An 18,100-nucleotide genomic window follows, 5' to 3' on the forward strand; every position below is an offset into this window, starting at 1 on the left:
TCAGCCCTGGCCGACGCGCTCGAGGACGATCGCGCGCACCCGGGCGGCGTCCGCCTGACCGCGCGTGGCCTTCATGACGGCGCCGATGATCGCGCCGACCGGCCCGAGGTTGCCTCCGCGGATCTTGTCGACGACGTCGGGCTGGGCGGCGAGCGCCTCGTCGACGGCCGCCACGAGGGCGCCGTCGTCCGAGACGACCTCGAGACCGCGCGCGACGACGACCTGCTCGGGCGAGCCCTCGCCCGCGAGCACGCCCGCGAGCACCTGGCGCGCGAGCTTGTCGTTGATCCGGCCCGCGTCGACGAGGCCCTGGAGCTCGCCGATCTGCTCGGGCGTCACGGGCAGGTCGCCGAGGTCGACGCCCTCGGCCTTGGCGGTCCGGGCGAGCTCGCCCATCCACCACTTGCGGGCCGCGGCGGGCGCCGCACCCGCGGCGACGGTCGCCTCGATGAGCTCGACCGCACCCGCGTTGACGACGTCCCGCATCTCGGCGTCGGCGTAGCCCCACTCGCCCTGGAGGCGGCGACGGCGCGCCACCGGCGCCTCAGGCAGCGACGCGCGGATCTCCTCGACCCAGGCGCGGCTCGGCGCGACGGGCACGAGGTCCGGCTCGGGGAAGTACCGGTAGTCCTCCGCGTCGGACTTCACGCGGCCCGACGTCGTGACGCCCGTGTCCTCGTGCCAGTGCCGGGTCTCCTGGACGACCGTGCCGCCCGCGTCGAGCACGCCCGCCTGGCGGGACACCTCGTACCGGACCGCGCGCTCGACCGACCGGAAGCTGTTGACGTTCTTCGTCTCGGTGCGCGTGCCGAGCGGCGACTCCGGCGTCGGGCGCAGCGAGACGTTGACGTCCGCGCGGACGTTCCCGCGCTCCATCCGGGCCTCCGAGACCCCGAGGCCGCGGAAGATGTCCCGCAGCGTCTGGACGTACGCGCGCGCCACCTCGGGGGCGCGCTCACCGACGCCCGTGATGGGGCGCGTGACGATCTCCACGAGCGGGATGCCGGCGCGGTTGTAGTCGACGAGCGAGTACTCGGCGCCGTGGATGCGCCCGGTCGCCCCGCCCACGTGGGTGTTCTTGCCCGCGTCCTCCTCCATGTGCGCGCGCTCGATCTCGACGCGCACCACGGTGCCGTCCTCGAGCTCGACGTCGAGGTACCCGTCGAAGGCGATGGGCTCGTCGTACTGCGAGGTCTGGAAGTTCTTCGGGACGTCCGGGTAGAAGTAGTTCTTCCGCGCGAACCGGCACAGCTCGGCGATCTCGCAGTTGAGCGCGAGGCCGATCTTGATCGCCGACTCGACCGCGGTCCGGTTGAGCACGGGCAGCGAGCCGGGCAGGCCGAGCGAGGTGGGCGTCACCTGGGTGTTGGGGTCCGCGCCGAACTCCGTCGGCGCGCCGTCGAACATCTTGGTCGCGGTGCCGAGCTCGACGTGGACCTCGATGCCGATGACCGGGTCGTACCGGTCGACGGCGTCGTCGTAGTCCACGAGGGCGGTGGTGGCGGTGGCGCTCATCGGGCGCTCCCCTCTGCGGCGACGGCCGCCTGGGTCGTGGGCAGCTCGGGGGCGCGGTCGAGCAGCGGACCACCCCACCGGGCCTCGAGGAGCGCCTCGAGCGCGGCGCCCACGCGGTAGAGCCGCGCGTCCGCACGCGCCGGCGCGAGGACCTGGAAGCCCGCCGGCAGGCCGTCGTCGGACAGGCCGCTGGGCAGCGACATGCCGGGCACGCCCGCGAGGTTGGCGGGGATGGTCGCGACGTCGTTGAGGTACATGGCGAGCGGGTCGTCGAGCTTCTCGCCGAGGCGGAACGCCGTGGTGGGCGCGGTCGGCGAGACGAGGACGTCGGCCTTCTCGAACGCCGCGGCGAAGTCGCGCTGGACGAGCGTGCGGACCTTCTGCGCGCTGCCGTAGTAGGCGTCGTAGTAGCCGGCCGAGAGCGCGTAGGTGCCCAGGATGATGCGGCGCTTGACCTCGTCGCCGAAGCCCTGGCCGCGGGTCGCGGCCATGACGCGCTCGGCGGTCGGGTTGTCCTCGGGGACGACGCGCAGGCCGAAGCGCATGCCGTCGAACTTGGCGAGGTTGCTCGACGCCTCGCTGGGCAGGATGAGGTAGTACGCCGCGAGCGCGTACTCGAAGTGCGGGCACGACACCTCGACGATCTCGGCGCCGGCGCCGCGCAGCAGCTCGAGGGCCTCGTCGAACCGCGCGCGCACGCCCGGCTGGTAGCCCTCGCCGTTGAGCTCGGTGACGACGCCGACCCGCACGCCCGTGAGGTCGCCGGTGCGACCCTGCAGCGCGGACTCGACCAGCGGTCCGACGGGCTCGGGCAGCGACGTCGAGTCGCGGCGGTCGTGGCCGCCGATCACCTCGTGCAGGAGGGCCGAGTCGAGCACGGTGCGCGTCACGGGACCGGCCTGGTCGAGGCTGGAGGCGAGGGCGATGAGGCCGTAGCGCGAGACGCCGCCGTACGTCGGCTTGACGCCGACCGTGCCGGTCACGGCGGCGGGCTGGCGGATCGAGCCGCCCGTGTCCGTGCCGATCGCGAGCGGCGCCTCGAAACCGCCGACGGCAGCCGCGCTGCCGCCGCCCGAGCCGCCCGGGATGCGGTCGAGGTCCCACGGGTTGTGCGTGTTGCCGTAGGCCGAGTGCTCGGTCGACGAGCCCATGGCGAACTCGTCCATGTTCGTCTTGCCGAGGATCGGCAGGCCGGCGGCGCGCAGGCGCTCGACGAGCGTCGCGTCGTAGGGCGGGACCCAGCCCTCGAGGATGCGCGACCCCGCGGTCGTCGGCATGCCCCGGGTGACGACGACGTCCTTGACGGCGACGGGCACGCCCGCGAGGGGGTGCAGGTCCTCGCCGGCGGCGCGGCGGGCGTCGACGTCGCGGGCCGTGGCGAGCGCCTCGTCGTGCGCGACGTGGAGGAAGGCGTGCAGCGCCGGCTCGACCGCGTCGATCCGGTCGAGGTGCGCCTGGGTGACCTCGACGCTCGTGACCGTGCCCGCGGCCAGGGCCTCGGCGAGCGCCGCGGCCGAGGAGCGCGTGAGGTCGGTGGAGCCGGCGGGCGTGCCGTCAGGTCCGGCCAGGTGGCGTCCTGCCATCAGTCCTCCTCCAGGATCTGCGGGACGGCGAAGCGGCCGCCCTCGGCCGACGGTGCACCGGCGAGCGCGTCGGCGACGGGCAGAGGCTGCTCGGGCACGTCCTCGCGGAACACGTTGGTCAGCGGAAGGGGGTGGCTCGTCGCCGGCACGTCGGCGGTGGCGATCTCGCTCACCCGGGCGACCGACTCGACGATGACGTCGAGCTCGCCCGCGAGGCGCGTGAGCTCGGCGTCGGTCAGGTCGATCCGGGCGAGCCCCGCGAGGCGCGCGACCTCGTCGCGGTTGATGGTGGACATGGCGGGGAGTCTAGACGGCTGTCCCCCAGCGCCCCGGGCGCGCCCACCCCCTGCTGAGCGGACCGCGCCGGTCGACGGGCTGTGGGGCGGGGCGGGTGGTGGGGGTGGCCCTACCCTGGGTTCGCCGGGCTGCAGGATCGAGGCCGGACCGCCCGCTCGTGAGGATCGAGTCATGACCGATCAGACCCTCTCCTCGACACTGCCCGCGGCACCGGTCCCGGTGCCCTCCCCGCCGCGCACCGGCGTCGGCGCCCTCGCGCGCCGCACCCTGCGCGACACGGCCTACCTGCTGCCCACGTTCCCGCTCGCCCTCGCGTCCTTCGTCGTCCTGGTCACCGGGCTGTCGCTCGCGGCCGGCCTGCTCGTCGTCGTGGGCGGCGTGCTCGTCGCGGTCGCGACGCTCTGGGCCGGCACGGTGTTCGCCGCGATCGAGCGGACCCGCCTCGCGGCCCGCGGCACGACCCTCGCCCCGGTCGTCTACACGCGCCCCACGGGCGGCCTGCTGTCCCGGGCCCTCGCGACGCTCCGCGACCCGCGGCGCTGGGCGACGGTGCTGCACGGCATCGGCGCGCTCGCGCTCGCGACCGTCACCTGGTCCGTCGCGATCACGTGGTGGGCCGGCACGCTCGGCGGCCTCACGTTCTGGTTCTGGTCGCGGTGGCTGCCGCAGGACAACACGGGCCTCGTGGACCTGCTCCGCCTGCCCGTGAGCGAGTCCGTGCTCAACCTGGCCTTCGGCGTCGTCCTGCTCGTCACGATGCCCGCGGTGCTGCGCTGGTGCGCCGAGGCGCACGCCGCCTGGGCCCGCCTCCTGCTCACCGGCGCCTCGCGGGCCGCGCTCGCCGCCCAGGTGCAGGACCTCACCGAGCGTCGCTCGGCCGCGGCCGCCGCCGAGGCGCAGTCGCTGCGCCGCCTCGAGCGCGACATCCACGACGGCCCGCAGCAGCGCCTGGTCCGGCTCGCGATGGACCTGTCGGTCGCCGAGCGCCGGCTCGCCGACGACCCCGACGCGGCCCGGGCGCTGCTCGGCGAGGCGCGCACGCAGGCGGCCGAGACGCTGGCCGAGCTGCGCGCCCTCTCGCGGGGCATCGCGCCGCCCGTGCTGGCCGACCGCGGCCTGGCCGCCGCCGTCAGCGCCGTCGCGGCGCGCGCGACCATGACGACCTCGGTCGACGTCGCTCTGCCCGACGGCGCACGGCCCGCCGAGCCGGTCGAGAACGCCGCCTACTTCGTGGTCACCGAGGCCCTCGCCAACGTCGCCAAGCACGCCGAGGCGACGCGCGCGCACGTCGCGGTGACGACCGAGGCGCGGGACGACGGTCGGGTGATGCTCGTGCAGGTGACCGACGACGGCGTCGGCGGCGCGGCGCTCGCCAAGGGGCACGGCCTCGCCGGGCTCGCCGACCGCGTCGAGGGCCTCGGCGGGCACCTCTCGGTCGAGAGCCCGGACGGCGGGCCCACGGTCGTGACCGCCACGCTCCCGTGGTCCTGACCCTCGAGGCGCCCCGCACGGCGTCCCCGCAGGACGTCGATCGGCACGACCGGGAGCCGGCGCGTGGGCACGCGCCGGCTCCCGGCGCGCGGACCGGCACACTGGCGCCCATGCGCATCGTGCTCGCCGAGGACTCCGTGCTGCTCCGCGAGGGGCTCGTCCGTCTGCTGCGGGAGGCGGGCCACGAGATCCTCGCCGCCGTCGACCACGCGGACGCGGTCGTGCCCGCGGTCCTCGAGCACCGGCCGGACGTCGCCGTGCTCGACGTCCGGATGCCGCCGACGTTCTCCGACGACGGCCTCCGCGCGGCGGTCGCTGCCCGCGCCGCGGTGCCCGGGCTCGGCGTCCTCGTCCTCTCGCAGTACGTCGAGGAGTCGTACGCGCGCGACCTGCTCGCCGACGGCCGCGGCGGGGTGGGCTACCTGCTCAAGGACCGCGTCCAGGACCTCGACGCGCTCGAGGACGCGCTGACCCGCGTCGCGGCCGGCGGCACCGTGCTCGACCCGGACGTCGTCGCGCAGCTGCTCGTCACGCGCCGCGCCGACCCCGTCGACGCGCTCACGCCGCGGGAGCGGGACGTGCTCGGCCTCATGGCCGAGGGCCGCTCGAACGCGGCGATCGCCCAGCGCCTCGTCGTCACGGCGGGTGCGGTGGAGAAGCACGTCGCCAACGTCATGGCCAAGCTCGACCTCGCGCCCGCGGACGAGGACAACCGCCGCGTGCTCGCCGTCCTCGCCTGGCTCCGCGAGCCCCGCCCCTGAACCGGCCGGGTCAGGCGTCGACGTCGTGGAGGGCGTGGCGGACCAGCGCCAGGACCGCGACACCGTAGGCGTCGGCCGCCGTCGCGCCCTCGAACGTCGTCTCCCCCGCCACCGGCGCCGTGGTCACGCGGAAGGTCTCGCGGTCGCCGTCGGGGCCCTCGAGGGCGCGGAACGTCGCGCCGAGCAGCTCGCGCAGCTGGTCCTCGCGCGGCATCCAGAGCGCGTCCTCCTGAGCGACGGAGTCCAGGGCCCACTCGGTCGTGCCGTTGAACCCGAGGATCGTGCCCGTCGGGTACTCGCGCGCCTCGATCGTCATCTCGCTCAGCGTGAAGAGCTCGTCCTCGAGGCCGGCCTGCGGGATGACGAAGCGGTCGCCCGCCGCGGGCCGCCATCGCAGGCCGGCGTCGCGCAGGTCGGCGGCGAGGTGCTGGGAGATCATGCGCCCATCCTCCCCCGCCGCCCGCGGCCCGGCGCGCCCAGGACGACGGGGACGCGCCGGACCGGGCCGGGCCGGGCCGGGCGTCAGCGCGTGCTGAAGGCGGCGTCGAACGACGCCGACGGGGGCGCGAACGCCAGCCGCCGGACGAACTCGAGCGCCTCGGGGGCGCCGACGAGCCGGTCCATGCCCGCGTCCTCCCACTCGACCGAGATCGGCCCGTCGTAGCCGATCGTGTTGAGCATGCGGAACGAGTCCTCCCACGGGACGTCGCCGTGGCCGGTCGAGACGAAGTCCCAGCCGCGCCGCGGGTCCGCCCACGGGAGGTGCGAGCCGAGCCGGCCGTTGCGCCCGTTGCCCACCCGGCGCTTCGCGTCCTTGCAGTCGACGTGGTAGATCCGGTCGCGGAAGTCCCACATGAAGCCGACCGGGTCGAGGTCCTGCCAGACGAAGTGGCTGGGGTCCCAGTTGAGGCCGAACGCCTCGCGGTGGCCGATCGCCTCGAGCGTGCGGACCGTCGTCCAGTAGTCGTAGGCGATCTCGCTCGGGTGGACCTCGTGGGCGAACCGGACCCCGACCTCGTCGAAGACGTCGAGGATCGGGTTCCAGCGGTCGGCGAAGTCCCGGTAGCCGGCGTCGACCAGCTCGGCCGACGCCGGCGGGAACATCGCGACGTACTTCCAGATCGCCGACCCGGTGAAGCCGACGACCGTCGTCACGCCGAGGCGCGCGGCCGCGCGGGCCGTGAGCTCCATCTCGCGCGCGGCCCGCTGCCGGACGCCCTCGGGGTCGCCGTCGCCCCAGACCCGGTCGGTGAGCATGTCGCGGTGGCGCGTGTCGATCGGGTCGTCGCACACCGCCTGCCCGGACAGGTGGTTGGAGATCGCGAAGAGCTGCAGGCCGTGCCGCTCGAGCAGGTCGAGCCGGTCCCGGACGTACGCGTCGTCCTCGGCGGCGCGCGCGACGTCGAGGTGGTCCCCCCAGCAGGCCACCTCGAGGCCGTCGTAGCCCCAGCCCGACGCGAGGCGCGCGACCTCCTCGAGCGGCAGGTCGGCCCACTGGCCGGTGAACAGCGTGATCGGACGGGCCATGCGTCAGCTCTCCCTCGTGCCGGTCGTGACGACCTGCGGGTTCGGTGCGGTGCTCCCGGGCGGCGCGTCGGGCGACGCGCCGGTGGTGACGGCGGTCCAGCGGCTCTCGTCGCCCGCGCTGCGCTCGACGGCGTCGAGCACGCGCTGGACCTGCAGGCCGTCCGCGAACGACGGCGTCGGCTGCTCCCCGGCGCCGAGCGCGCGGACGAGGTCGACGACCTGGTGGACGAAACCGTGCTCGTAGCCGAGCCCGTGACCGGCGGGCCACCAGGCGGAGACGTACGGGTGCTCGGGCTCGGTGACGACGATGCGGCGGAAGCCCGCGACGCGCGGGTCCTCCGTCGCGTCGAAGAGGTGCAGGACGTTCATGTCCTCGAAGTCGAAGGCGAGGGACCCGAGCGAGCCGTTGATCTCGATCCGGATCGCGTTCTTCCGGCCCCACGCGAACCGCGTCGCCTCGAAGGAGCCGACGGCGCCGCCCTCGAACCGGGCGAGGAAGAGGGCGGCGTCGTCCACGGTGACCGGTCCCGTGCCCGACCCGGCGGCGCCGTGGAGGCCCGAGAACTCGGCGGCCAGCGGACGCTCGGTGACGAACGTCTCGAGGAGGCCGCCGACCCCCGTGATCCGCTCGCCGGTGATGAACTGCGTGAGGTCGACGATGTGCGCGCCGATGTCCCCGAGCGCGCCGGAGCCGGCGGCAGCCTTGTCGAGCCGCCAGGACAGGGGTGCCTGCGGGTCGGCGATCCAGTCCTGGAGGTACTGGGCGCGCACGTGGCGGACCGTGCCCAGGCGCCCTTCCGCGACGAGCTCCCGCGCGAGGGCGACGGCGGGCACCCGCCGGTAGGTGAACCCGACCATCGCCCGCACGCCGCGGGCGGCGGCGGTGTCGGCGGCCCGGACCATCTCCTCCGCCTCGGCGACCGAGTTGGCGAGCGGCTTCTCGCACAGGACGTGCTTGCCGGCCTCGAGCGCGGCGATCGCGATCTCGGCGTGCGTGTCGCCCGGGGTGCAGACGTCGACGAGGTCGACGTCGTCGCGGCGCAGGACCGCGCGCCAGTCGGTCTCGACGGACGCCCAGCCCAGCCGCCGCGCCGCCGCCTCCACCGCGGGCCGCGTCCGGCCGGCGACCACGGTCATCTCCGGGGTCAGCGGCAGGTCGAAGAAGCGTGGCGCCACGCGCCAGGCCTGGGAGTGGGCCGCGCCCATGAACGCGTACCCGATCATCCCCACGCCCAGCCGTCCGGGCGCCTCGTGCTGCTCCATCACCGTCTCCACTCTCCGTGCTCCTCGTCGTGCGCGTGGCGGGTCCCCGGGGCCCGGGTGGACCGCTGCCGACCGATGCCGGCGACCGTGCCGTCCCGCCGGACGCCGCGGGCGGCCCCGGCGGGGTGGCGGGCGCCCGGTCGGACGCCCGCCACCTCACGCGCCGGTCACTCGAAGGCGGTCGGCAGGTACTGCTCGACGTTGTCCGCCGTCACGACGGGGGCGAAGAGCTGGATGGTCCGCGGGACCTCGACCTCGACGAGGTCGCTGAGGGCCTTGTCCTGCACGATGAGCCGCGCCAGGCGGATGCCGTCCGCGGCCTGGGTCGAGGGGTAGATGACCGTCGCCTGCAGCACGGAGTCCCCGGCCTGGATGGACTCCATGACGCTCCGCGAGCCGGCCCCGCCGACCATGATGAACTCGTCGCGCCCGGCCTCCTCGATCGCGGCCAGGACGCCGACGCCCTGGTCGTCGTCGTGGTTCCACAGCGCGTCGATCTGCGGCGCCGCCTGGAGCAGGTTGGCCGCGGCCGACTGGCCGCCCTGGACGGTGAAGTCCGCGGCGACGCGGTTGTCGACGTCGAGCCCGCAGTCGGACAGCGCGTCCTCGAAGCCGCGGCTGCGGTCCTGCGTGAGCGGGAGCGAGTCGATGCCCGCGATCTCCGCGACGACCGCGTCCTCGTTGCCGCCGAGCTGCTCGCAGATGTACGTCCCGGCGCTGACGCCCATGCCGTAGTTGTCGCCGAGGATCGTCGTGCGGGCCGCGAACGGGCTCGAGAACTCGCGGTCGACGTTGATGACCGTGATCCCCTCCTCCATCGCGCGGGTCGCGACGTCGGTCAGCGCGGCGCCGTCGAACGGCAGCAGGACGATGGCGTCGACACCGTCGTTGATGAACTGCTCGACCTGGCTGATCTGCAGGTTGACGTCGTTGGTGCCCTCGGCGACGAGGAGCTCGACGTCGTCGTACTTCTCCGCCTCGGCCCGGGCCGACGACGTGATCGCACCCATCCAGCCGTGGTCGGCGGCGGGTGCCGAGAAGCCGATCGTGACGGTGTCGCCCGAGTCGTCGTTCGCGGAGGTCGCGCCGTCCTCCTGCTCCTGCGACGTGTCCTCCTCCTCGGCGGGCGCGTTGGACGTGCAGCCCACGAGCAGCGTCAGGCCTGCGGCGATGGCGCCGGCCTGGACGAGCCGGCGGCGGGGGCCGGAGCGGTGTGCGGACATCGGTGTCCTCCTCGGACGGTCGGGTGGTGCAGGTGCGTGCAGGTGCGAGCAGGTGCGAGCAGGTGCGAGCTCTGCGGTGCGTGGACGTGGACAGGGACAGGACGGCTCGGCCGGGGGGCCGGGCCGGGTGTGCGGGCCGCGTCCCGGCCGCCGGCGGGCGGCGCGGGGGTGCGCGGTCAGGCGCCGCGGGAGCGCGCGGCGAGGCGCTGCTGGAGCAGCACGGCGACCACGATGATCACGCCCTTGGCGACGGACTGGGCCGACGTCGACAGGTTGTTGATGATGAAGACGTTGGTGAGCGTGGAGAAGAGGACGACGCCGAGGACGGTGCCGATGATCGTGCCGCGGCCGCCGGCGAGGAGCGTGCCGCCGACGACGACGGCCGCGATGGCGTCGAGCTCGTAGAGCATGCCGTGCGTCGAGGAGCCCGAGCCGGTGCGCCCGAGCATCATCACCGCGGCGATGCCGGCCGTCAGGCCCGCGAGCGCGTAGAGGTACATGGTGTGCCGGCGGACCTTGATGCCGGCGAGGCGGGCCGCCTCGGGGTTGCCGCCGACGGCGAGCGTCCGCCGGCCGAAGGTGGTCCGGTTGAGCAGGAACCACCCGGCGACGGCGACGAGCACGAAGACCCAGACGATCTTCGGGATGCCGACGACGTCGCCGCGGACCGCGTCGAGGAACGCGTCGACGTCGACGATCTGCGTCTGGCGGTTGGCGATCATCTCTGCGAGACCGCGCGCCGCGACCATCATGGCGAGGGTCGCGATGAAGGCCACCACCTTGCCGTAGGCGATGAGCACGCCGTTGACGAGGCCGCACACGGTGCCCACCGCCAGGGCGGTGAGGACCATGACGACCCAGTGGACGTCCTCGGCCATCGTCTGGGTCGCGACGGTCGAGGCCCACACGCTCGCGAGCCCGAGGACGGACCCGACCGACAGGTCGATGCCACCCCCGGTGATGACGAACGTCATGCCGATGCTCAGGACGCCGATGATCGCCGCGAGGCGCAGGATCGTCATGACGTTGTCGAGGCTCGCGAAGCGGTCCCCGCCCGTGACGACGCCGACGACGCACAGGAGCACGAGCGCGACGACGAGCCCGAGGTTGCGGCCCACGCCGCCGTGCAGAAGGCCGCCCGCGCGTCCGCCGGTGCCGGCCGCCGCGGACGCGACGGTGCGGTGCCCGGCGTCGTCGGCGGTGCGCGCGAGGGGCGTGCGGCCGTCGGGGTCCGGCGGCACGCTGCCGCCGGTGGCCAACGAGGGTGGCAGGGACTCGCTCACGCGGCACTTCCTTCCATGACGAGGTCGAGCACCGCGTGCTCGTCGATGCTGTCGGCCGGCCCCTGGTGCACGACGCGGCCGTCGGCGACGACCAGGACGCGGTGGGCGAGGGCGAGGACCTCCTCGATCTCGCTCGAGACGACGACGACGGCGTTGCCGGCCGCCGCGAGGCGCTGGACGAGGCCGTAGATCTCGGCGCGCGCGCCCACGTCGACGCCGCGGGTCGGCTCGTCGAGGAGCAGGACGCGGCAGCCGTGGACCAGCCACCGCGCGAGCATGACCTTCTGCTGGTTGCCGCCCGAGAGCGTGCGGGCGTGGCGCTCCGGGTCGGTGGGGCGTACGTCGAGCGCCTCGATCTGCTCGCGCGCGACCCGGCGCTCCCCGCGCTCGTCGAGGACGGAGGCGCGCGCGTACCGCGCGAACGTCGAGAGGGTGACGTTGCGGTAGACGGGCTCGTCGAGGAGCAGGCCCTGGCTCTTGCGCTCCTCCGGCGCGAGGCCGATGCCCGCCCGGACGGCGGCGGCGACGGACCCGGCGGGGAGCGCGCGTCCCGCGACGCGCACCCGGCCCGACGTCGCGCGACGGGCGCCGTAGACGGTCTCGAGGATCTCCGAGCGGCCCGAGCCGACGAGACCCGCGAGCCCGACGACCTCCCCGGCGCGGACCTCGAACGAGACGTCCGCGAAGACGCCCTGCAGGGCCAGGCCGTCGACCTCGAGCAGCACGGGCGCGTCCGGGGCGACGGCGGCGCGCGCCGGGAAGACCTGCTCGACGGACCGGCCGGTCATGAGCCGGATGAGGTCCGCCGTCGGCGTCGACGCGACGGGCAGCCCGGTCGCCACCGTCCGGCCGTCCTTGAGGACGGTGATGCGGTCCCCGATCCGCCGGATCTCCTCGAGGCGGTGGGAGATGTACACGACCGCGACGCCGTCGGACGTGAGCTGCCGGACGACGCGGAAGAGGTTCTCGACCTCCGCCGAGTCGAGCACGGCCGACGGCTCGTCCATGACGATGAGCCGGGCGTCGTGGGACAGGGCGCGCGCCATGCTGACGACCTGCTTCTCGGCCGCGGACAGGCGGCCGACCTCGCGGTGCGGCGGGAGGTCCCCGTGCCCGAGGCGCGTGAGGAGCTCGCGCGTCCGTGCCGCCGCCCGGGACCGCTGCGTGAAGCCGCCGCGGGCGAGCTCGTGGCCGAGGAAGACGTTCTCCGCGATCGTGAGCCCGTCGACGACGTCGAGCTCCTGGTACATCGTGGCGACGCCGGCGTGCAGGGCGGCGACGGGCGACGTGACGGGGAGCGGCTCGCCGCGCCACAGGACCTCGCCCGCGTCGGGCCGGTGCGCCCCCGCGAGCACCTTGATGAGGGTGGACTTGCCCGCCCCGTTCTGGCCGAGCAGGCAGTGCACCTCCCCCGGGCGGACGTCGAGGTCGACGCCGTCCAGCGCCTTCGCGCCCGGGAAGTGCTTGACGATGCCCCGCATCTCGAGCAGGGCACCCGTCGGCGCGGGTGTCGTCGCCGGTCCGGCCGGGGCGGCGCCCCGCGTGTCGTCATCGACCATGCCGCCGAACCTAGGCGGGACTTCTGACGGGCGTCAAGCAAAAGGTGAAGCTGTCTCGTCGGGCACGTGAAGTGCGACGGGCACAAGTCCGGTGTGCTTCACTGCCCCCGATGGATCCCCTGACGAAGCCCACCGTGCGGCCGACGGGTGCCGGCGAGATGTTCCAGCTGCTCCGGGACGGCCGTCCCCGCACGCGGTCCGAGCTCGCCCAGGTCACCGGTCAGGCCCGCTCGACGATCGCGGCGCGGATCGACCACCTGCTCGCCCTGGGCCTCGTGGGGCCGGCGGGCGAGGCGACGTCAACGGGCGGCCGGCCCCCCGCCACGTTCGCGTTCCAGCCGAGCGCGCGGATCGTCCTCGCCATCGACCTCGGTGCCACCCACGCACGCCTGGCCGTCACGGACCTCGGGTCGACCGTGCTCGCGGAGCACCAGGAGCCGATCACGATCGCGCACGGGCCGGGGCCGGTCCTCGAACGTGCGGCGGCCGTCGGGCGCAAGCTCGTCGACCAGGCCGGGCGGTCGATGTCCGACCTCGTGAGCGTGGGCATCGGCCTGCCGGGGCCCGTGGACCACGCCACGGGACGCCCCACGAACCCGCCGATCATGCCGGGCTGGGACGACACCGACGTCCCCGGCATCGTGCGCGGGCTCCTCGGGGTCCCCGTCCTCGTGGACAACGACGTCAACATCATGGCGCTGGGCGAGCACCGCGCGGAGTTCCCCGAGGTGGACCACCTCCTCTTCGTCAAGGTCGCGACCGGCATCGGGGCGGGCGTCATCAGCGACGGGACGATGCGCCGGGGCGCGCAGGGGGCCGCGGGCGACCTCGGGCACATCGCCGTGCCGGGCGGGCGGGACCTGCTGTGCCGCTGCGGCAACACGGGCTGCCTGGAGGCGCTGGCCAGCGGTCGGGCGATCGCCACGGCGCTGGCCGAGCAGGGCGTGGAGGCGACGTCCACGTCCGACGTCGTCGCACTGGTCCGGGCCGGCGACCTGCGGGCGAGCCAGGCCGTGCGGGAGGCGGGCCGCGACATCGGCGGCGTCCTCGCCGCCGCGGTCAGCCTCCTCAACCCCTCCGTCATCGTCATCGGCGGGAACCTCGCGGAGGCGGGCGAGCACCTGCTCGCGGGCATCCGCGAGGTCGTCTACCGCCGCTCCCTGCCCCTGGCGACGCAGCACCTGCGCATCGTGGCGAGCCGGACGCGCGGCCGCGCGGGCGTGCTGGGGGCGAGCGCGATGGCGGTCGAGCACGTGCTGTCGGCGGAGGCGATCGAAGGGTGGGTCCAGTGAGCGGGCAGGCACCGAGCAGGCAGGCACTGGTCGTCCGCGGCGGCTGGGAGGGCCACGACCCGGTCGGGGCGACGGACCGCTTCCTCCCGTTCCTCGCCGGGGCGGGCTACGACGTCGTGGTCGAGGACACGCTCGAGGTCTACGCCGACGCGGAGCTCATGCGGGCCACGGACCTCGTGGTGCAGAGCTGGACGATGGGCGAGATCCTCCCCGACGAGCTCGCCGGGCTGCGCGACGCCGTCGCCGCCGGCACGGGCTTCGCGGGCTGGCACGGCGGCGTGGTGGACGCGTTCCGCGCGTCGCCCGAGTACGGCCAGCTGACGGGCGGGATCTTCCTCGCCCATCCGCGGGACCTGGTCGAGCACACGGTCGAGGTCGTGCCGGAGCGGGCCGACCACCCCATCGTCCGCGGCCTCGGCACCCTCTCCCTGAGGACCGAGCAGTACTGGGTCGCGACCGACTCGCTCAACGACGTCCTGGCGACGACGACGGTGCCCGCCGACCCGGACGACCCCTGGTCCGCGCCGGTGCGCAGCCCGGCGATCTGGACGCGCACGTGGGGCCGGGGCCGGGTCTTCGTCTGCACGCCCGGCCACCTCGTCGCGGACCTCGACGTCCCCGAGCTCCGCGGCGTGATCGAGCGCGGCCTGCTCTGGGCCAGTCGCTGACGGACCGGCTCACGGTCGGCGGGCCGGCTCAGGGACGCGGCGTGACCCGCTCCCGGTAGTGGTAGGTGTCGACCACCTCGAACCCGAGGCCGGCGTAGAGCGCGACCGCACCGGCGTTCGAGGCCTCGACCTGGAGGAACGCCCGCTCGGCCCCCCTCCCGGCGGCGTCCCGCAGGGCCGCGAGGGTCAGGGCGCGACCGATCCCCCGGCGCCGGCCGGCCGCGGGGACCATGAGGCACGACACGGCGACCCAGTCGTCGGCGGGCGCCGCCCGCACGACGCCGAGCAGGGTGCCGTCCGCCGCACGCGCGGACAGGTACCGCGCGGGCGAGCCGGTGAGGATCCGGGCGGCGAGCCCGTGGTCGACACCATGACCGCTCAGCTGGGACTTCACGCCGACCCAGCCGGCGACCCACGCGGCGTCCGGGGCGTCGGCGACGTGCACCGTCGCGCCGTCGGACGGCTCGGGTGCCGGGAGCTCGGCGAGGCCGCCGCGCGCCATGACCTGCGTGGTGGCGGCGACCGCGTAGCCACGGCGGGCCAGGCGTGCGTCGAGGTCGGCGGGCGCCGAGCCGGCGCAGACGCGGACGACGGGCGGCAGCCCGTGCTCGCGGTAGAGGGCCTCGGCACCGTCGAGCGCGCGCTCCGGGTCGGCGGGCTCGGCGAGCGCCACGACGCTGTTCGCCCGTCGCGTGAAGCCGGCCGACCGGCCGACCTGCCAGCCGTCGATCGTGGTGACGTCGACCGGACGCCACGTCGCCACCTCGACGCGGACGCCGGGCGCCCCGGGGCTGCGGCCGGGACGGACGGCGGCCGACGCCGACGTCACCGGACCTCGGCCGCGGGGCGCAGCGGGGCGACGTAGACCCAGAGCTGGTAGTCGGGGTCGTCGCCCCAGTCCCGCTCGGGTGCCCGGACGAGGCCGAGCCGCTCGTACAGCCGGTGCGCACTCCGCATCGTGTCGATGGTGGTGAGCACGAGCGTCCGCGCGCCGGCGTCGCGCGCCCGGTCGGTCGCGGCGCGCATGAGCACCTCCCCCAGCCCACGGCCGCGGGCGGCCGGGTCGACGGCCAGCATGCGGATCTCGGCCTCCCCCTCGGCGGCGATCTCCGCGTAGGACGACGGCGGGACGGCGAGCGTCACCGTGCCCGCCACCGTGCCGTCGGGCTCGACGGCCACGAGCACCGTCGCCCGGGCGGCGCGGTCCGCGGCGGCACGCAGCTCCTCGACGTACTCGTGGTCCGGCGTGATGAGGCCGTCGACGACGTAGGCGCGCGCGACCAGCTCGGCGACCGCCGGGAGCTCGTCGTCGCGCACGGGGCGGACGTCGACGCTCATGCCTCGCCCTCGTCCTCCGCCTCGGCGTCCGTGTCGTCGTCCGTGCCGGGGCCCGCACCGGCGTCCGCGCCCGCCCCGCCGACCGCGGCCGGCCCGCCCGCGAGCAGCGCGACGAAGCCCGCCTCGTCGAGGATCGGCAGCCCGAGCTCGCGGGCCTTCGCCTCCTTCGACCCGGCGTTGTCGCCGACGACGACGAAGTCCGTCTTCTTCGAGACGCTGCCCGCCGCCTTGCCCCCGCGCGCGAGGATCGCCTCCTTCGCGCCGTCGCGCGAGAAGCCCTCGAGCGAGCCGGTCACGACCACGGTCAGGCCCTCGAGGGTCCGCTCGACCGACGCGTCGCGCTCGTCGCGCATCCGTACGCCGGCCGTCGCCCACTTGTCGACGATCGCGCGGTGCCAGTCGACCGCGAACCAGTCGCGCAGCGCCGCGGCGATCGTGGGGCCGACGCCCTCGACGGCCGCGAGCTCCGCCTCGCCGCCCTCGCGCGTCGCGACGTCGCGGATGTCCTCGAGCGAGCCGAAGTGCGTCGCGAGCGCGCGGGCCGCGGTCGGTCCGACGTGCCGCACCGAGAGCGCCACGAGCACGCGCCACAGCGGCTGCTCCTTGGCCTTCTCGAGGTTGCCGAGCAGCGCCTCGCCGACCGCGTTGAGGTCGCCCGCCTCACGCACGCGCCCCTTGACCTTGGAGCGCGTCGAGAGCACGAACTGCGGCACGCGGCGCAGCTTGGCCTCGTCGAGCGCGAAGAGGTCGCCCTCGTCCTCGACGACGGCGGCGTCGAGGAGCGCGGCCGCGGCCTCCCAGCCCATCGCCTCGATGTCGAAGGCGCCCCGCGAGGCGACGTGGAAGAGGCGCTCGCGCAGCTGCGACGGGCACGAGCGGGAGTTGGGGCACCGGATGTCGACGTCCCCCTCCTTCGCCGGGGCGAGCGGGGTGCCGCACGACGGGCAGTGCGTCGGCATGACGAACTCGCGCTCCGTGCCGTCCCGGAGCTCGACCACCGGGCCGACGATCTCCGGGATGACGTCGCCCGCCTTGCGCAGCACCACGGTGTCCCCGATGAGCACGCCCTTGCGGCGGACCTCGTTCGCGTTGTGCAGGGTCGCCATCTCGACCGTCGAGCCCGCCACCTGGGCGGGCTGCATGACGCCGAACGGCGTGACCCGCCCGGTGCGCCCTACGTTGACCTGGATGTCGAGGAGCCTGGTGTTGACCTCCTCGGGCGGGTACTTGAACGCGATCGCCCACCGCGGCGCGCGGCTCGTCGAGCCGAGGCGCCGCTGCAGGGCCGTCTCGTCGACCTTGACGACGATGCCGTCGATCTCGTGCTCGACCGCGTGCCGGTGCTCGCGGTAGTGCTCGATCATCGCCTCGACCCCCGCGAGGTCGTCGACGACCCGCGTGTGGGTCGAGACGGGCAGGCCCCACGACGCGAGCAGGTCGTACGTCTCGGACTGCCGCGCGGTCGCCTCGGCGCGGCCCTCCCAGCGCAGCGCGCCGATGCCGTGGCAGAGCATCCGCAGCGGCCGCGACGCGGTCACGCGCGGGTCCTTCTGCCGCAGGGAGCCCGCCGCGGAGTTCCGCGGGTTCGCGAACGGCGCCTTGCCCGCGGCGACCTGCGCCTCGTTGAGCGCGCGGAACCCCTCGACGGGCAGGAAGACCTCACCGCGCACCTCGAGCAGCTCCGGGTGGTCGTCGCCCGCGAGCACGTGCGGGACGCCCTCGATGGTCCGCACGTTGAGCGTCACGTCCTCGCCCGTGCGACCGTCGCCGCGGGTCGCGGCGCGCACGAGCCGGCCGCCCTCGTACAGGAGGGCGATCGCGAGGCCGTCGATCTTGAGCTCGCACAGGTAGTGCAGGTCCGCGGACCCGCCGTCGAGCTCGCGCTGCACGCGGTCCGCCCACGAGCCGACGTCCTCGAGCGAGAAGGCGTTGTCGAGGCTCAGCATGCGCTCGACGTGGTCCACGGCGGTGAAGTCCGTCGAGAACGTCCCGCCCACGCGCTGCGTGGGCGAGTCCGGGGTGCGCAGGGCCGGGTGCGCGTGCTCGAGCGCGTCGAGGCGGCGCAGCAGCTCGTCGTACTCCGCGTCGGACACCGTGGGGGCGTCGCGCACGTAGTAGGCGAACTGGTGGGCGCTGACCTGCTCCGCGAGGTCGGTCCAGCGGTGGCGCGCGGCGTCCTCGTCGAGGCCCGCGTCGCGCTCGTCCAGCTCGGGCACCGGTGCGGTGCTCGTGCCCGTGCCCGGGACGGTCGGCGTGGTCACGGGCAGGTCGGTCGTCTCGCTCACGGGGCCATCATGGCG

Annotated in this window: 16 protein-coding genes; 4 read left to right on the top strand and 12 right to left on the bottom strand. The window is 75.0% G+C overall.

Annotation, left to right across the window (positions count from 1 at the left end; translation table 11 throughout):
* Genes gatB through gatC form a run of 3 tightly spaced genes read right to left on the bottom strand, consistent with a single transcriptional unit; the run spans nucleotide 1 to nucleotide 3,394 of the window.
* On the bottom strand, nucleotides 1-1,515 hold the full coding sequence (gene gatB, locus JIG38_RS10165; protein ID WP_199423676.1) for an Asp-tRNA(Asn)/Glu-tRNA(Gln) amidotransferase subunit GatB: 1,515 nt from the start codon (nucleotides 1,513-1,515) through the stop codon (nucleotides 1-3).
* On the bottom strand, nucleotides 1,512-3,098 hold the full coding sequence (gene gatA, locus JIG38_RS10170) for an Asp-tRNA(Asn)/Glu-tRNA(Gln) amidotransferase subunit GatA (protein WP_199423677.1): 1,587 nt from the start codon (nucleotides 3,096-3,098) through the stop codon (nucleotides 1,512-1,514). Before gatA ends, gatB begins: the two co-directional genes overlap by 4 nt.
* Nucleotides 3,098-3,394, bottom strand: a complete 297-nt coding sequence (gatC, locus tag JIG38_RS10175) for an Asp-tRNA(Asn)/Glu-tRNA(Gln) amidotransferase subunit GatC (protein WP_199423678.1) — start codon at nucleotides 3,392-3,394, stop codon at nucleotides 3,098-3,100. The genes gatA and gatC overlap by 1 nt, the downstream gene beginning before the upstream one ends.
* A gap of 172 nt (nucleotides 3,395-3,566) precedes the next feature.
* On the opposite strand from gatC, the gene JIG38_RS10180 reads away from it, so the two are divergent.
* Nucleotides 3,567-4,886, top strand: a complete 1,320-nt coding sequence (locus tag JIG38_RS10180; RefSeq protein ID WP_199423679.1) for a sensor histidine kinase — start codon at nucleotides 3,567-3,569, stop codon at nucleotides 4,884-4,886.
* A 110-nt stretch (nucleotides 4,887-4,996) separates the two neighbouring features.
* On the top strand, nucleotides 4,997-5,647 hold the full coding sequence (locus JIG38_RS10185) for a LuxR C-terminal-related transcriptional regulator (RefSeq protein WP_199423680.1): 651 nt from the start codon (nucleotides 4,997-4,999) through the stop codon (nucleotides 5,645-5,647).
* Between the two features lie 10 nt (nucleotides 5,648-5,657).
* On the opposite strand, the gene JIG38_RS10190 is transcribed toward JIG38_RS10185, so the two are convergent.
* The 6 genes from JIG38_RS10190 to JIG38_RS10215 all read right to left on the bottom strand — a co-directional run bounded on the left by JIG38_RS10190 (nucleotide 5,658) and on the right by JIG38_RS10215 (nucleotide 12,424).
* Nucleotides 5,658-6,086: a pilus assembly protein CpaE gene (locus JIG38_RS10190; protein ID WP_199423681.1), complete on the bottom strand. Its 429-nt coding sequence runs from the start codon at nucleotides 6,084-6,086 to the stop codon at nucleotides 5,658-5,660.
* An 83-nt stretch (nucleotides 6,087-6,169) separates the two neighbouring features.
* Nucleotides 6,170-7,174 carry a sugar phosphate isomerase/epimerase family protein gene (locus tag JIG38_RS10195; protein ID WP_199423682.1) on the bottom strand — a complete coding sequence of 335 codons (1,005 nt, stop codon included), beginning with the start codon at nucleotides 7,172-7,174 and terminating at the stop codon, nucleotides 6,170-6,172.
* Nucleotides 7,175-7,177: 3 nt separating this feature from the next.
* Nucleotides 7,178-8,437, bottom strand: a complete 1,260-nt coding sequence (locus JIG38_RS10200) for a Gfo/Idh/MocA family protein (RefSeq protein ID WP_199423683.1) — start codon at nucleotides 8,435-8,437, stop codon at nucleotides 7,178-7,180.
* Between the two features lie 167 nt (nucleotides 8,438-8,604).
* Nucleotides 8,605-9,660, bottom strand: a complete 1,056-nt coding sequence (locus JIG38_RS10205) for a substrate-binding domain-containing protein (RefSeq protein WP_199423684.1) — start codon at nucleotides 9,658-9,660, stop codon at nucleotides 8,605-8,607.
* Between the two features lie 176 nt (nucleotides 9,661-9,836).
* Nucleotides 9,837-10,790 carry an ABC transporter permease gene (locus JIG38_RS10210; protein ID WP_233404791.1) on the bottom strand — a complete coding sequence of 318 codons (954 nt, stop codon included), beginning with the start codon at nucleotides 10,788-10,790 and terminating at the stop codon, nucleotides 9,837-9,839.
* A 149-nt stretch (nucleotides 10,791-10,939) separates the two neighbouring features.
* Nucleotides 10,940-12,424 (bottom strand): sugar ABC transporter ATP-binding protein, encoded by a 1,485-nt coding sequence (locus JIG38_RS10215; protein ID WP_233404792.1) that lies wholly within the window; start codon nucleotides 12,422-12,424, stop codon nucleotides 10,940-10,942.
* 188 nt (nucleotides 12,425-12,612) lie between these two features.
* Here JIG38_RS10215 and JIG38_RS10220 point away from each other — a divergent pair, with 188 nt between their 5' ends.
* On the top strand, nucleotides 12,613-13,794 hold the full coding sequence (locus tag JIG38_RS10220) for an ROK family transcriptional regulator (RefSeq protein WP_199423686.1): 1,182 nt from the start codon (nucleotides 12,613-12,615) through the stop codon (nucleotides 13,792-13,794).
* Entirely contained in the window at nucleotides 13,791-14,462 is a 672-nt protein-coding gene (locus JIG38_RS10225) for a ThuA domain-containing protein (RefSeq protein ID WP_199423687.1), read from the top strand. Before JIG38_RS10220 ends, JIG38_RS10225 begins: the two co-directional genes overlap by 4 nt.
* 28 nt (nucleotides 14,463-14,490) lie before the next feature.
* Here JIG38_RS10225 and JIG38_RS21030 read toward each other — a convergent pair whose 3' ends face one another.
* From JIG38_RS21030 to ligA, 3 genes are read right to left on the bottom strand one after another with little or no spacing between them, the layout of a single operon-like run.
* Nucleotides 14,491-15,291: a GNAT family N-acetyltransferase gene (locus JIG38_RS21030; protein ID WP_199423688.1), complete on the bottom strand. Its 801-nt coding sequence runs from the start codon at nucleotides 15,289-15,291 to the stop codon at nucleotides 14,491-14,493.
* A complete protein-coding gene (locus JIG38_RS10235; protein WP_199423689.1) occupies nucleotides 15,288-15,800 on the bottom strand; it encodes a GNAT family N-acetyltransferase in 513 nt (170 codons plus the stop codon). The genes JIG38_RS21030 and JIG38_RS10235 overlap by 4 nt, the downstream gene beginning before the upstream one ends.
* On the bottom strand, nucleotides 15,797-18,016 hold the full coding sequence (ligA, locus tag JIG38_RS10240) for an NAD-dependent DNA ligase LigA (RefSeq protein ID WP_199423737.1): 2,220 nt from the start codon (nucleotides 18,014-18,016) through the stop codon (nucleotides 15,797-15,799). The genes JIG38_RS10235 and ligA overlap by 4 nt, the downstream gene beginning before the upstream one ends.
* Nucleotides 18,017-18,100: the final 84 nt, after the last annotated feature.

The organism is Actinotalea solisilvae (assembly GCF_016464425.1).
In the GTDB taxonomy this organism is placed as follows: Bacteria; Actinomycetota; Actinomycetes; order Actinomycetales; family Cellulomonadaceae; genus Actinotalea; species Actinotalea solisilvae.